11 protein-coding genes and 2 tRNA genes are annotated in these 15,036 nt (G+C 41.8%); 5 read left to right on the top strand and 8 right to left on the bottom strand.

The genetic code is table 11. The features are described 5' to 3' along the window. Positions 1-62: 62 nt before the first annotated feature. The 5 genes from GSQ19_RS04800 to GSQ19_RS04780 all read right to left on the bottom strand — a co-directional run bounded on the left by GSQ19_RS04800 (position 63) and on the right by GSQ19_RS04780 (position 6,316). The gene (locus GSQ19_RS04800; RefSeq protein WP_011321656.1) at positions 63-1,286 is read right to left on the bottom strand and encodes a glutathione S-transferase family protein; all 1,224 of its coding nucleotides are present in this window, start codon (positions 1,284-1,286) and stop codon (positions 63-65) included. Positions 1,287-1,288: 2 nt separating this feature from the next. Next, positions 1,289-1,945 carry a class I SAM-dependent methyltransferase family protein gene (locus GSQ19_RS04795; protein WP_011321655.1) on the bottom strand — a complete coding sequence of 219 codons (657 nt, stop codon included), beginning with the start codon at positions 1,943-1,945 and terminating at the stop codon, positions 1,289-1,291. A 192-nt stretch (positions 1,946-2,137) separates the two neighbouring features. After that, positions 2,138-3,958 carry a vanadium-dependent haloperoxidase gene (locus GSQ19_RS04790; protein ID WP_011321654.1) on the bottom strand — a complete coding sequence of 607 codons (1,821 nt, stop codon included), beginning with the start codon at positions 3,956-3,958 and terminating at the stop codon, positions 2,138-2,140. Positions 3,959-4,157: 199 nt separating this feature from the next. Further along, complete coding sequence (locus tag GSQ19_RS04785) at positions 4,158-5,201, bottom strand: aliphatic sulfonate ABC transporter substrate-binding protein (protein ID WP_011321653.1); 1,044 nt, start codon at positions 5,199-5,201, stop codon at positions 4,158-4,160. A gap of 71 nt (positions 5,202-5,272) precedes the next feature. Beyond that, positions 5,273-6,316 carry a sulfonate ABC transporter substrate-binding protein gene (locus tag GSQ19_RS04780; protein WP_011321652.1) on the bottom strand — a complete coding sequence of 348 codons (1,044 nt, stop codon included), beginning with the start codon at positions 6,314-6,316 and terminating at the stop codon, positions 5,273-5,275. 1,083 nt (positions 6,317-7,399) lie between these two features. On the opposite strand from GSQ19_RS04780, the gene GSQ19_RS04775 reads away from it, so the two are divergent. Both GSQ19_RS04775 and GSQ19_RS04770 read left to right on the top strand, forming a co-directional pair. Then, positions 7,400-7,696 (top strand): 4Fe-4S binding protein, encoded by a 297-nt coding sequence (locus tag GSQ19_RS04775; RefSeq protein WP_011321651.1) that lies wholly within the window; start codon positions 7,400-7,402, stop codon positions 7,694-7,696. Between the two features lie 34 nt (positions 7,697-7,730). After that, the gene (locus tag GSQ19_RS04770; protein ID WP_011321650.1) at positions 7,731-9,338 is read left to right on the top strand and encodes an FAD-dependent oxidoreductase; all 1,608 of its coding nucleotides are present in this window, start codon (positions 7,731-7,733) and stop codon (positions 9,336-9,338) included. Between the two features lie 305 nt (positions 9,339-9,643). On the opposite strand, the gene GSQ19_RS04765 is transcribed toward GSQ19_RS04770, so the two are convergent. Further along, the gene (locus GSQ19_RS04765; RefSeq protein ID WP_158647778.1) at positions 9,644-10,396 is read right to left on the bottom strand and encodes a maleate cis-trans isomerase family protein; all 753 of its coding nucleotides are present in this window, start codon (positions 10,394-10,396) and stop codon (positions 9,644-9,646) included. Positions 10,397-10,669: 273 nt separating this feature from the next. On the opposite strand from GSQ19_RS04765, the gene GSQ19_RS04760 reads away from it, so the two are divergent. The 3 genes from GSQ19_RS04760 (at position 10,670) to hemF (ending at position 14,156) form a co-directional block, all read left to right on the top strand. Next, entirely contained in the window at positions 10,670-11,341 is a 672-nt protein-coding gene (locus GSQ19_RS04760) for a glutathione S-transferase family protein (RefSeq protein WP_011321648.1), read from the top strand. Positions 11,342-11,987: 646 nt separating this feature from the next. After that, positions 11,988-12,662: a cadmium resistance transporter gene (locus GSQ19_RS04755; RefSeq protein ID WP_011321647.1), complete on the top strand. Its 675-nt coding sequence runs from the start codon at positions 11,988-11,990 to the stop codon at positions 12,660-12,662. A gap of 450 nt (positions 12,663-13,112) precedes the next feature. Then, a complete protein-coding gene (gene hemF, locus GSQ19_RS04750) occupies positions 13,113-14,156 on the top strand; it encodes an oxygen-dependent coproporphyrinogen oxidase (protein WP_011321646.1) in 1,044 nt (347 codons plus the stop codon). A 561-nt stretch (positions 14,157-14,717) separates the two neighbouring features. On the opposite strand, the gene GSQ19_RS04745 is transcribed toward hemF, so the two are convergent. Further along, positions 14,718-14,789, bottom strand: a tRNA-Thr gene (locus GSQ19_RS04745). A gap of 60 nt (positions 14,790-14,849) precedes the next feature. Further along, positions 14,850-14,932: transfer RNA gene (locus GSQ19_RS04740), tRNA-Tyr, on the bottom strand. Positions 14,933-15,036 lie beyond the last annotated feature (104 nt).

Raw genomic sequence — 15,036 nt, 5'->3', positions numbered from 1 at the left:
AAACTCTCTTACTCTCTGCGCCTCTGCGCGAGGTAATTTGATCATCAGCAACGCCCACAAAATTAATAAACAGAAGCCAACAATTTATCAATTGCCGCTCGAAACGCCGTTGCTGCACCAGCACTCATATCACGAGGAGCGCAAATGCGATTTCTCAAATATGCAAAAGCGATCGCTCCCACAGCAGCGAAAATAGGATCAACAGTGCTATTTTTACCACCTGTCCGACCACCGGCTAAAGTTTCACCATTACCATGAAGTAAATAATCAGCCAGTTGTCGCAAATGAAAATCAACTGCCTCTTTAACTGTGGTAAAGTCACCATCTGCGGCTAAAGCTTGGACTCCAGAGTTTTTGATAATATCTGCGATCGCCACTTCCCGATTATCGCTCAATCTCTCAGCCGCTTCGGCTCTATATTGAATTTTCTCACTATCGGCCACATCCAGAGGTAAAGGATTACCAATGGGTTCCACTCCCCATCGGCGACGCAACAGTAAATTATTGGTAATATTATCCGACTTCACCCTGTGATAAGCCGGACGCTGATTCAGTGCGTTAAACCAAGCATTAATCCGAGGAAAACGCGGATTTCCTTTGATGTGATACCCCCGATACACAGGTAAATTAGCCGCCAATCTATCCAGATGGGGGCTATACATAATATCTACCAAGCTAAACGTACTAACAAAGTAAGGGCCGGGATACTTCGCCAAAGTTTGCTCAAGTTCATCTAACTGAGCTTCAAACTCTGCCTGTAACTTTGCCAACTCATCAACATCTACAGGCGCTTCTCTCAGGAATTTGAAAGCAATACTCCTAAAACCATTAGTATCCGCCTCCTCAACCAACTGTCTAGCAACAGCGTTTTCCTCTGGATTTTCTGGTAATAAGGCAGGATGAGGAAACTTTTCTTCTAAAGCCAAGAGAATATCTTTGGATTCATATACTAATTTCCCCTCAATTTTTGCCCCTGGGACAAGCGTTGTCGGAACTAAATCGGTATACCATTTGGGTTTGTTACTTAAATCAATAAACTCTGTAGCAAAGGGAATTTCTTTTTCTTCCAGTGCGAACCAAACTCGCTCGCAGAAAGGACACCAGGAATTAGTATCTCGGTAAAGCAGGACTGGTGGTTCTGTATTTGGCGGGAGTTTATGTAAACTACTGGGGATGGGTGCAGTAGAAGGAGATTGCCCTGGCCTTTTGACCCGACGCGCAGAAGTATGGTTTCTAGCAGTTGCTAAAAGTTCTTCCCAACCTGATACCGTGTTTTGAATAGACATTTTTACCTCGCTGCTCTAGGAACGCCCGAAAACACAAATAACTGTTGCTCTTTGGGTTCAGGTAAATTTTCACCGATGTATCGATGAAGACCTACGCCCATATCTCCCGTGGCTGTTAGGTTAAAGCTAATTTCCTCAAATCCAGATGCACTTAAAATTTTCCGCACATTGTCAGAGTAGGGAATACCATTAGAGTGTCCACGAGTCCAGATCACAAAAGCACCTGGTTTACTCAGAAAACTCAGGTTATCTAGTAAGCGATTGAGTTCTGCTTCCTCAGCCAGATTGCCAAAGACACCGCACACAATCACAATATCTGCGGGTACTGCTCCTACATAGTTAGTAGCGAGAGTTGCATCACCGTTGATCAACTCAATTTGCTTGGCTAAACCCAATGATTCTATAGTTGCTCGTCCACGTTCAACTAACTGGGGGTTGAGTTCAACAAGTCGTGCGTATACGTCATTTATCCGGGGGTGGTTTTTTAAAGTTCCTAGTAAATCTCGCCCATCACCCGCACAGACACTCACTATCCGAATAGCCCCATCTGGTAAGGCATTTAAGCTATAAGCAATATATTCCCGCACGATTTCTAGACGCTGCTGCAATTTTGGCTCAGTGTTGTAGAGGTCGTGCCATTCATACCAATCTTTCGGCATAAGGGCTAATTCCCATTTGATGCACACTGTGTATTCAAAAACTACGGTTAATCTATCAAGTAACTGTGATTTATGGATGAAGGCAGAGTATCACAAGTATTTAGATAAAATCAAGTCTCATCCCTTAACTGGTTTTTGTTGCTAATTGGAGTATGGAGAACAGCGACGACCGTGAGAAAAAGTCCCTTGGATTTAGACAGTCACTCTTGTACCGTCAAATTTGGTGAAGGTAAAACCATTAAACCGTTCGTTGTATCCCAGTCTTTCATCTCTAAGAATACTGATAGCAACTTCCTCACCTAACGCTAAGCCAGCTGCACCATCGGAACGCCAATGAATACCGCCATGACCACGACCGATGTAATAGTTCGTCGCCAGTTTATTCAACTCACCACCGACTGTCAAAGCTGGGCCACTGTAGGGAATTAGTTTGGTGGGGTCATTGGGATCAGGTTCTACAGGATTGGGAATCACAAAATTCTCATTAAAAAAGGCTTTCAACAACGTAGCTTGCACACCCGCAATCGAAGCAGCACCACCAGTGTAAGAAGAGTGGAATGGTGCGCCTTCTGGGTACGCATGGGGTAACAAATAAGTACCAAAAGTGCTGAAGGTGCGAGCTAAGGCTGTGGAATTGAAGACTTGGGAATTAATCGGATAACTAGTTCCATTGACAATGTTGTTATAAACCAATCCACCATAAGCTTCTGGTCGTAAACGTCGATGTACGTAAAACTTTTGCCAATAAGAAGCTCTGATTGCCCGCGAGGGAGCTAAGTTGAGTAAGGCTTGAAAATGTGCCGATGCAAAGGTAGCAGCAGAACCAACTTGAGTTTTGGAGTTGATATAGGGATTTCCTGGATTTAACGGTGCGCTAATGCTATTGAGAATTAACAAAGCTCCAAAGAACAAAGCCCCACCAATACGTGATAGTTCGCTCAGATCACGAACAGTAAAAACAAAACGGCGTGTGGGATCGAACTTAATGGACTTGCCAGAACTACCTCCATTCTGGACAGTTAGCCATTCATTGTAATTAGTGAGAAAATCATTCTCCTTACCAGCTAGAGCAGTACGAATCAAGGGTGAAATGAATTGAGTATTGTAAGGAATTTCCCGTAACAGAAATTGGGAAATGTGGGGGCCATCTAGCACTCCTGGAGGAGTAACGTATTTTGTTGTCCTACCTGAGCGATCGCGCTGATCAACATAGATAACGCTACCACGAAATAAAGTTTGCGGAGTGACAAAACCGTTCTGTTTTGGCCCCCGGAACTCCGGTAGGCTATTAAGTTCGGCGATCGCTGCGGCGACATTCGGATCTTGAGCAAATCGACTGAAAGGCACATCCCTTAATAAAGCCTGCCAGTAGAGTTCAATCGCCTCTGCCGCTTGTTCTGCACTATTTAGGGTTGGTGGCGGTGGAACTGCTATCTGAGAAGCATTGATGCCTTCTAAACTAATTGCCAACGGCCCTTGAGGATTCACTAACTTCCTTGTACCACCCAAAATAATCCTTTCGTAATCATCTGGGTTCTGTGTTGTTAATGCCCTAATCAAAGAATCATAAGCTTGCAGATCAACTTCGCCTCTTTGATCGTGTGGTAATCCCCTCGTGTCTGTAGCAATTTTGTTGGCATAGCGTTCCTCATCGCCATTGGTAGGATGGGGTGGGATATCAATTTGCCGATTATTTTGCGCTGCTTGGAGACGGACTTGAAAGGCTTGCTGACGAAATTTTATATAGTTAAAATCTCGAACACGATATCTACCCTGAGCAATTTCTCTAGCTTGTGCAATATCTCCCTGTTTGGAACCTGAGAAAGACGAACCGATCATCCCAGTCACAACGCTAGTAGCAGTAAACAAACCAGCGTGACCAAGAAATAAACGTCTACTAACACCGTCTCGCCCAAAAAGTCTACCACGTCTTTTTCCACTACTACGAGATTGAGGATTTGTTGTTTCATTCTGCTCTTGAGAAGCTTGATCAAAATCGTGATCGGGTTGCATAGGATGAATCTCTATTGTGAGGAAATAAAATTTTCGGATGAGATTTTGCTTCACTGATCCATTAGCATGAACAGTAAAAAGTACTGTTAGCAGGAACCTGGCAAGACGACGGTTGAGAAAAATGCTGACAATTTGTTCGTGAAAATAAATTTTGCACCAATCACTCAATCAATTCATTAGATTAGGGATGCGATCGCAATCATTTCAGACGCTTGGGTGTAATTGCTGCCGATAATTGTGGCGGTAGTAGTGCATCCTGAATGTTTATTTTGCGGGGAATTATTTTTTCTTGAAAGTAAAAATCAGCTACCCGTTGTTGTTCAGCAATAATCGCAGGTGAGAGTCTTCTTAAGCGATAAGTACGTCGGCGTGCTACCTTTTCTAAAACTGATACTTCCAATTTCAGTTCCGGTGCAAAAGCCTTAGCAACTTCAGTGGGATTTTTTTCTGCCCATTCGCCTACCTTGTCTGCTTCTTCTAAAAACACCCTTACCAATTCAGGATTTTGAGTGACAAATCTACGTCTACCCAGGTAAAATCCACCCAATGTGTTAATTTTGGCTGCATTCCTCAAATTGCGAATCGGAATAATTTTTTCCACCAGAGCTAAGAATGGGTCACTAGCTACCCAAACATCCACTTTGTTTTGAATGAAAGCATCACGAGCTTCTGATGGAGTTAAACCAACAATTTGCACATCACTAATTTTTAAGCCCACTTCTTGTAAAGCTTTTGCTAGTAAATAATGTGCATTTGATCCCCTCTGAAAAGCAACTTTTTTCCCTTTAATATCAGCTAATTTTTTAATCGGAGAATCAGCTCTGACTACAACACCTTGGTTTTGACCCCGACTAGGAGTGCGTCCAGCAATGTAGATAACTTCTGTGATGCCTGCGGCTTGGGAAAATATTGGCGGTGTTTCTCCCACAGTACCAATATCAACTCTACCTGCGTTCATTGCTTCTATCAATTGCGGCCCGGCTGGGAATGGCCCTACCCAATTCACTTTGATACCCAAAGCTTTAAACCGTGGCTCTACAACTTTTCGGACTTTAACAATATCACCAGAAGTTTGATAAGCTAAGTTGATTTCTTTGGCAACAAATCCTCGTTGGGTTTGGGCTTGAGTACTCTGTAATAAGCTACCTACTAGGGGTGTTGAGAAAGTAAATAATCCTAATGCTGAATATTGTACAAGCTGTTTAAAGAATTTACGCCGTTGATCAAGAAATGGTATTTTCATTGCTATGGTATATATCTTTGAAGTAAAGGGCGATCGCTAGGGGATAGAAACTACAAAATGCCAAAATTTTTCTATCGGCCACTAATACGCTGAGGCGTGATCGCTGCATATTGTTGAGAAGTAAGTAATGCCTGTCTAATATCAATTTTCTTCGGTATAATCTTCTCTGCGTAAAATAAATCTGCAATGCGCTGTTGTTCAGCAACTAGAGAAGGAGTAAGTCTTCTTAATCCATAAGTGCGTCGGCGCACCACAGTTTCTAAAAGTGACGGTTCCAGCTTCAGTTCAGGAGCCAGAATTTTCACTACTTCTTTAGGGTTACTTTCTGCCCATCGTCCTAGTTTGTCTATCTCATCTAAAATTACCTTCACCACTTCAGGATTTTGGACAGCAAATTCGCGCCGTGATAGATAAAACCCACCTTGAGTAGCAATTCCAGCCGCATTTCTTAAAGTGCGAGCGCCAGCATTTTTCTGCACAAAAGCATAGAAGGGGTCCCATGTTACCCACGCATCTATTTTTTCTTGCAGGAAGGCATCACGAGCTTCCGCAGGTGCTAAACTGATGGCTTGAATATCCTTAAATTTCAAACCTGCTTCTTTTAAAGCACTGACAAGTAGATAGTGTGATGCTGATCCTTTTTGAAAAACTACTTTCTGACCTTTGAGGTCTGCAACTCTCTTAATAGGTGAGTTTTTTCTGACAATGATCGCACTACCTTCACCCTTGCTAGGTTTGCGTCCAGCGATATACACCAGTGGCGCACCTGCTGCTTGAGCAAATATTGGTGGTGTTTCTCCCACTGAACCAATATCAACCCTACCTACATTCATAGCTTCTAACAGTTGGGGTCCCGCCGGAAATGGTGTCCATTCTATATCCACACCGATAGATTTGAGTCGTGGTTCTAAAACTTTTTTGATTTTGACTAAATCTCCAGAAGTTTGATAACCCACTCGAACTGTTTTAGTATTAACTCCTGACCGTTTTGTCTGAGCATTGGCTTGTAATATGTCTCCAATTATCGGGGCAGCAAAACCAGATAATCCTAAGGCTGAATATGTTAATAATCCTTGTAAAACTTTTCGTCTTTGTGGTTCAAATGGTTGGTGCATGGTAAATTCCTATTAGTTATTTGTTGGTCTTAATTTGGCTTGAGACATGACAATTTTCCTGGTAAAACCAAGTTTATACATCTGAACAAAATAAGTTACTACACCTATCAATAAAAAATAGGTGAGCAAATGAATTTGATATCAATTCTGTGATTTTACAGATGCTAACTTTGGTAGTCACAACAGCATCAGTTGACGCTACTCATACCAATTCAATTAATGATTGCAACACATCATTGGGTGAAGACGCGTGAATCGCGTCTCTACTTTATTTGTCGCATTCTCTTTTCAAATTGGTATCATTAATAGACTTATTGCATAAATAATTTGGTGTTGCTGACAATGTTATTTAAGAGTTTCACCCAAAGTCCCAAAGGAAGACTTTTGCACTCTTAGTTCATAAATAGAATTCACAAGGAACGTATAAAAATATTCTTTCCCTGTTTTCTATTTTTAAGGCATATCCAGTGACAAATAAGTGTTAAACAACACTTATTCTATGATTACCTGTCTGCCAATAAATATTAACTACAATAAATCTATCGATTTACTGTATTTTATTAAAATAGACTTTCTCACAAACAACTATAAAAATCAAGTAGGAATGATACTAATTCTTGTTCAAGATTTTTCTCCCCAAGGACGCAATTCTATTTCCTATGTCCAAGCACTGGGGGGTTGACGGAGAATGTTAAGGTAGGTTTGAGCGATGTCTACGACGGCCTACGCATCCAAATCAAGTACGAAGTATCAAATTAAGCTTAGCTTTACTAACTGTTAGCATTTAATAAATTTAGTTAATCATATATTTTAATGGCGAAAGACTTGAATTTTCTCTAGCACCGTGCAATACTGCTAAGTCAATCTCCGATAAATCGGTCGGTGATTAGTATTTGTATGCGGTCTTTGTATTACCTGATAAATAAGCCTTTCAGGTCTTCTAAAACTTATGCACGGATGAATTGGGCTAGTTATGTCTGGCGGACTTAACAATACTCCTCTTTATAAATTCAGGAGTGAGAGCTTGTGAGTGTCAGAGCAATGACTTGCTAAAGGTGTTGTCAAGAGGGAGTTAGTAGCAATGTGATTGAATTAGTCAGTGAATCACGGTGTATTAAATGTAATCTTTGCGTTACTGCTTGTCCTACCAATGTGTTCGATGCAGTACCAGGGAGTGCGCCGAAAATTTCTCGCCAGAGCGATTGTCAAACCTGTTATATGTGCGAACTGTACTGTCCTGTAGATGCACTGTATGTTGATCCTAACGCTGAGGAATCAGTACCAGTGGATGAAGAAGCTTTGATCGCATCTGGGTTACTTGGCAGTTATCGAAAAAATGTCGGCTGGGGTAAAGAGCGCACATCGGCTACTAAAAAATGACAAATCTGCTTACTATATCTAAGGAGTAAATTTCATGAATATCCGTCAAGATGTTTCTCATATAGATTTAATTACCGATGTATTAATCATTGGTGGTGGACCGGCTGGTACTTGGGCTGCTTGGAGTGCTGCAACCAGTGGGGCAAAAGTTGTTTTAGTAGACAAGGGTTACTGCGGTACAAGTGGTGCAGCCGCCGCCTCTGGAAATGGTGTATGGTATGTTCCACCAGATCCAGAACAGCGAGAAGCTGCAATGGCGAGTCGGGAAGCGATGGGAGGCTTTCTGGCGGATCGTCATTGGATGACTAGGGTCTTAGATCGCACCTATGACAACATTAACTCTCTGGCAGATGAGGGTTATCCTTTCAGTGTGGATGCTGATGGAAAGGTGATCCGTCGCTCCTTGCAAGGGCCGGATTATATGCGGTTTATGCGGAGAAAAATTAAACAAGCAGGTGTAAAAATTTTAGACCACAGTCCGGCTTTAGAGTTGTTGGTAGATATAGAAGGCTCTGTGGCTGGGGCTAAGGGTATCAATCGTCAATCTGGGGAACGTTGGACAGTCCGATCCAAGGCGGTTGTGATTGCTACAGGTGGCTGTGCTTTCTTGAGTAAGGCACTTGGTTGCAATGTTCTGACAGGGGACGGTTTATTGATGGCGGCTGAGGCGGGTGCTGATTTCTCTGGTATGGAATTTTCTAATGCCTATGCAATTTCCCCGGCTTTTTCTTCTGTAACGAAGACTCGTTATTATGATTGGGCTTCTTTCACATACGAAGATGGGACGGTAATTGAGGGTGCAGGTTCTAAGCATGGTCGTTCTGTGATTGCCAAAACATTGCTGACTCAGCCAGTTTATGCGTGTCTGGATCAAAACATGGATGAGCAAACAAAAGCCTGGATGCGCGCATCTCAGCCTAACTTCTTTGTTCCTTTTGATCGCGCTGGGATTGACCCCTTTACGCAAAGATTCCCTGTAACTCTGCGTTTGGAAGGAACTGTGCGCGGTACTGGTGGAATTAGGATTGCAGATTATACCTGTGCTACCTCAGTGAATGGACTTTATGCGGCAGGAGATGCGGCTACTAGAGAATTAATTTGTGGTGGCTTTACGGGTGGAGGTAGTCATAATGCAGCTTGGGCAATGTCTTCTGGCTATTGGTCTGGACAATCTGCTGCTAATTATGCGTTGAGTTTGGGTGAATACGCTAGTCAACGCAGTGTACAGGGTGTGGGGGAAGCGGGATTACATGGTGAAGGTAATGGTACATTTTCACCAGATGAAGCGATCGCCTCAACTCAAGCTGAAGTTTTCCCCTACGATCGCAACCTTTTCCGCACTGCTACCAGTTTAAGCGCATCCCTAGAAAGGCTAGATGACCTCTGGCAAGAAATCCGCAACAGTCATACACCAGATGATCAGCAAATTGTGCGATCGCGGGAAGCTGCGGCAATGGTAGCTACTGCTCGTTGGATGTACAACAGTGGCTTGCAACGTCAAGAAACTAGAGGAATGCACAAACGCATGGATTACCCGCAACAAGATCCCAACCAGCAATATCGGCTCCTTAGTGGTGGGTTGGATAAGATTTGGGTAAAACCTGAGTCATTAGTTGCAACCCAGGAATTAGTAACAGTGTAATTTTTGCGGCAATAGCCAATTATCTTGAGAAACCCTCTGCGTACTTTTGCGCTAATCTCTGTGTTTCTTTGCGTTGCAACAAGTTTTAAACGCAGAGGTACACAAAGTCAGCGCGGAGGGGCGCAGAGTCTTTACTTGTGAAATTTTGTACTTAAGTTCATGAAATTATTATCTAAATTTGGATTCAAGTTGAATCTTGAGCTACCTGTTTTGAGGTCGCGTAATTATCGCCTCTACTTTGCTGGACAAGCTTTGTCGATGACAGGATCGACTATGGTTGACATCAATTCGTTGTTTATCTGTGACTAAATATTAAACAGTGTTCCCCTGGGGCAAAGTGAAGATTCAATAGCAGCTCGTCTTGCCAAACTCCATATTGTGGCTTGGTTTGCCGTAACTACGGGGATATTTAAATCTGCTTCTAATTCTTCTATTACTTCAAATGTTCTCCATGCTGTACAGGGCAACACAATAGCGTCTGCACCTTGGTGAGATACTTCTTTGATAAAAGCTGCGGCTTCATCCGGCGACTGATGCCAAAGGTAATTAGTTTTTGCTACTTCTTTTGGGCGTTCATCACCTTTAAACGTAATTATTTCCAAAGGTGCTTCATTTAAAAATGTTTTTAGCGTTTGGTTGTTCCAGTCTGGATAAGGAGTGACTACAGAAATTTTCTTCACCTGGAGATGTAGCAATGCTTCTAATAGAGCTAGAGCCGGAATAACAACGGGTACTCCTAGCGCCTGTGTCAAACGTTGTCGTAATTGTTCAGCAAAAACTCGCCCTCGGTAAAATGTTGCTGTTGTGAAACCGTATGCTCCAAAATGCACTCTGGCTTTAGCTAGTTTACTTACTTCTTTGACAGCCTCTTCATTAATGTCATCCATTGATTCATAGCTCTCATAGGCATGCAGGTGTTTAGCAATCACACGATGGCTATGAATGCTGACTTGACTGGAAAAAGCAGCGTGAAAGTCAGGCTCAAATGTGGTGTTACCTGCTGGGACTAGCAAGCCAAGACGGATCTGCCTATTAGAGTCAGCTTTCGAGTACATCATGATACCTCTTTCTTGATCAGCCTGATTATGTCTAAACATTTATTTAGGTACACTAATAATTAGGTATACATATTTTTTGAAAGACCGTATAATATTTAAATTACGTTAAATCGACCGATAAAGTGTAATATATCAATTAATAGACGTAGATACCTGTGAGTCAAATTATTTAACTGCACTAATCAACACATCTAGCTTCTGTTTTACTGCTCTGCTTTGAGTTGTGCAATTTTACATAGTCTGCATTCACGGTAATTACCAGGAAAGGATTTTATGAGCAACATACAACTGTACTTCGCTAAAGCTTCTACCTTCTCGCAACGTACCCGTGTAGCCTTACTGGAAAAAGGTATTGATTTCACCCCTATAGAAATTGACCTACAAAACAAACCAGATGGGTACATACAAATTTCCCGCTATGGCAAAGTTCCAGCTATCCAACACGGGGATGTAATTATCTATGAATCTGCGATTATTAATGAATATTTAGAAGAAGCTTTCCCTGAACCACCATTGTTACCCCATGACCCTGCAAATAAAGCGATCGCTCGTATCTGGATAGACTACGCCAATACTCGGCTTGTCCCGGCTTTTAACAAATTTCTCCGTGGTAAAGATCATCAGGAACAAGAACAAGGACGAAAAGAGTTTACTGAGGCGCTGCTATATCTTGAACAAGAAGGATTAAGTAAAGGTGATTACTTCTTAGGAAATCAGTTCAGCCTAGTTGACATCAGCTTCTATCCCTGGTTTGAACGTTTACCACTCTTAGAACATTTCCGCAAGTTCACACTACCAGCAGAAACAACTCATTTGCAGACATGGTGGGATCTGGTGCGCGATCGCTCCTCGATTCAAGCGGTAGCAAATCCTGTGGACTTCTATTTACAAAGATTTGCCAAAATTATTGGTGAACCTGTTGCTATTGGTGCAGGGCAAAAATAGGACACATGACCAATTAGCCAAAATCTAATTAAACTCAGTCCTAGCAGGAGTTTCATCTGTTTTATTGCAGTTCTGCTTTGCATCACATTTTACTCACAGAAAATCTTTCTCCTCCCCATGTGGTTATGGTAGGCGATCGCTTGGTAGCGTTTCTCCCATTCTTCCGTCAATAACAGGACACTCGGCTTTTTTAAAAAGTTGGATATTTAAGTATTACCGAAGAAGAATTCAGGAGCCAGAATTCAGCATGGATTCTGTGCGACTGGATGGAGAATCAAGGTTTAAAGCAGAACGTTTTTAATCGTGGAGAAGAAAAAACTCTTGTCCTTACTGAAACCCCTGACTTCAGGTATGGGGAATTCTGAATTCTGTAGCTTGCTTCCCTGAAAGGGTATTCTGTCTTCTGACTCTTTTTCATAAACATTAATATCTTCCTTAGATCAAAACCAGGTATGAGAATTACCTGGTTTTTTATTCAATAAATTCAATTTATCGTTTTAAGAAAAAAGAGTATTTGCTCTTATCTAAGCCAAAACATAATATTAAGTTTATAAGCTAATAAGCTTAACTGTCGAAGACCACAATTACATTTGTACTTCAAATTATTTACGGAAATAATTCCCCTCAACCATTCTGGTAAAAGACTATGGATTGGCTAATTGGTACATCATTGATTGCAATATCTGTGGCTTTTGCAACAACATTTGATGATAATTTATATTTGACAGCTTTTTTTGGCAAGGTAAATCATGCCTTTCGTCCAAAACATATTATTATTGGTGAATTTGTGGGATTTACTATATTGGTAACAGCTAGTCTCCCTGGTTTTTTCGGTGGTCTAGTCCTTCCAGAAGCATGGGTTGGATTACTAGGGATTCTGCCAATAATAATTGGTATCAGCCATCTGATGAATCAGGAAGAGGAAGAAGATAGTTTACAAGCTGTATCAGTCAATTTTGATTATTCAGTCAAATCCCAACGCCATAAAAAAACATTATTCGCAACCCTCAAAGATCCTCAAACCTACCGTGTATCTGCCGTTACCGTTGCTAATGGTGGAAATAATATTGGTATTTATGTCCCTTTATTTGCTAGCAGCAATGTTCCTAGTTTGGCAGTAATTGTATGTATTTGCTATTTAGCAATTGGAATGTGGTGTTTTCTCTCCTACAACCTCACTCGCAACCCTTTCATGGCTTCGGTGCTAATTCGCTATGGTCGGAAGGTGTTTCCGTTTATCTTAATATATTTGGGGTTATCTATCATCGTTAAAAGCGGAACTTATCAACTTGTACCTAATTTGGCAATGTTTTTCCAATAATATATTCAAGTTGAGGTTGAAACAGATCACTGTCAAACTTTAAGTAAAAAAATCCGAAACTTTTAGCAATTAAACATATAAGCGCATGGTCGTCACCAACTTTTAAAAATAGAGAATAAGATGACACAACAAAGTTATTTACTCTGCTAGCAATTGCTGTACTTGGGTGGGAGTCATTTGTTCAACTTTATATATTAGTGCTGCCAATTTCCTCTACTATAAAATCATCGCCATCAAGTTATGATCAGCGTGATTCTTTGGCTAACACTCTTCATATTTCTTCAACAAAGTTGGAAATGCCTCATACAAAGTAAAAGCGGAAAAGCTTTGAGGAGTTGGGTTGAGTGAATTTATTAAGTTTTGAAAATTCTCTGCTTTATTCTAACTTAATAACTCTATAGTTATTAAGCAATAGTAATTACCCCTACTCAAAGTTTCAGAGGTTTTAACATGGGTCGTCATTCCGATAATTCTCTGCAAGAATCTCCAAATCACACAGAATTGCTGATATCACCTACCAATACAATACCCAAGGATTCACGGCAGCGATCGCAGCAATTCATGCAGAACTTACAGGATGAGATTTGCACAGCGTTAGAGCAAATTGACGGGAAAGCAAGCTTTCACCAAGACTATTGGGAGCGAGCAGAAGGGGGAGAAGGACGTACCCGCGTGATTCGAGAAGGACGGGTGTTTGAACAAGGTGGCGTGAACTTTTCCGCAGTGTGGGGAAATAGCCTACCTGCTTCAATTTTGGCGCAACGTCCAGAAGCAGCCGGACATGAGTTTTTTGCCACAGGAACTTCAATGGTGTTGCATCCTCGCAATCCTTATGTACCAACAGTACATCTCAACTATCGCTACTTTGAAGCTGGCCCTATTTGGTGGTTTGGTGGTGGGGCGGATTTAACCCCATACTACGCCTTTGAAGAGGATGCGGTTCACTTTCATCAGACGCTAAAAAATGCTTGTGATGTCCATAATCCAGAGTATTATCCAGCATTTAAACGCTGGTGTGATGAATACTTCTATTTACGACATCGCCAAGAACAGCGAGGTATTGGCGGTATTTTCTTCGACTATCAAGATGCTAGCGGTAAGCTTTACATTGGCACTCAAGCAGATAGTCCAGCCGCAATTTACAGCCAGAAAGTGGGAAATGTGACGCGGAATTGGGAGGATATTTTTGCGTTTGTCCAGTCTTGCGGTCAGGCTTTCTTACCTGCTTACTTGCCTATTGTAGAACGCAGGCAAGCAACTGAGTACGGCGATCGCCAACGTAATTTCCAACTATACCGCCGTGGTCGTTATGTTGAATTTAATTTAGTTTACGACCGGGGAACTGTGTTTGGCTTGCAAACTAAGGGACGGACAGAATCGATTCTCATGTCTTTACCACCCTTAGCACGTTGGGAATATTGCTACGAACCGAAAGCTGGAAGCCCAGAAGCGGAACTAACAGAAGTTTTTCTCCAGCCTAGAGATTGGGCGTAGAAGAAGGCGGGGGAAGTAGGGGAGGAAGGAGGATTATTTTCGGAATTCTTCTCTTCCCCGAAGTTTGCTTGGAGAGGAACCTTCTTAGCAACTTCTCTTCTCCCCTAGATAAGGCAATACAGTTCAGTTAAAGCAACAACTTAGACTGGTGTAGGTTGAGTGGAGGAACGGAACCCAACATTCTCAAGACTTTGTTGGGTTCCGCTATCGCTCCACCCAACCTACTATTCTCTTAACTGAACCGTATTGCTAGGTAAGGGAGATTTTATCCCAGTCAACTGTCAACAATAATTACAGACTTTTAAACCAACAGCGACAACAAAAACATTTATTAACCCACAAACGCCAAATCTCTCAAACCCTCGCTGCACCAAATCAGTGTGGGGAATCACAGTTAGGACAGTATGTAGACAGATTACTAGCTAAATAAATTGTGGCGATCGATATGGGGGAACAAGGTCAAAGCGAGATTCAAGCCAAAACCGAACAGAAATAAGACCTTATATAAGTTCAACCAAACTATGCCAAGTAATACTGAGTTAATCTACAACATTTCTTGAAAGCCCGTGACGAGGATTGAACTCGTGACCTCACCCTTACCAAGGGTGTGCTCTACCACTGAGCCACACGGGCGGAAGTTATTTAAATCTTAGATTTTGAACTAGGTTATAATTCAAAATCTAAAATTGAAGGTGGGCCGGGCTGGATTTGAACCAGCGTAGGTGTAAACCAACGGATTTACAGTCCGTCTCCATTAACCACTCGGACACCGACCCGTATGTCCCACGATTTACAATAATAGCAGCGTATTTTAGAAATGGCAAGTGGGTAAGCAAAATTTTTTTGGAATAGAAGAAATAAGGGTTTGTGGTCAAAAGAG

The sequence above is a fragment of the Trichormus variabilis 0441 genome (genome assembly GCF_009856605.1).
Lineage (GTDB): Bacteria > Cyanobacteriota > Cyanobacteriia > Cyanobacteriales > Nostocaceae > Trichormus > Trichormus variabilis.
The sequence above is the reverse complement of the archived record's forward strand: the minus strand, read 5'-3'. Positions and strand labels throughout refer to the sequence as shown.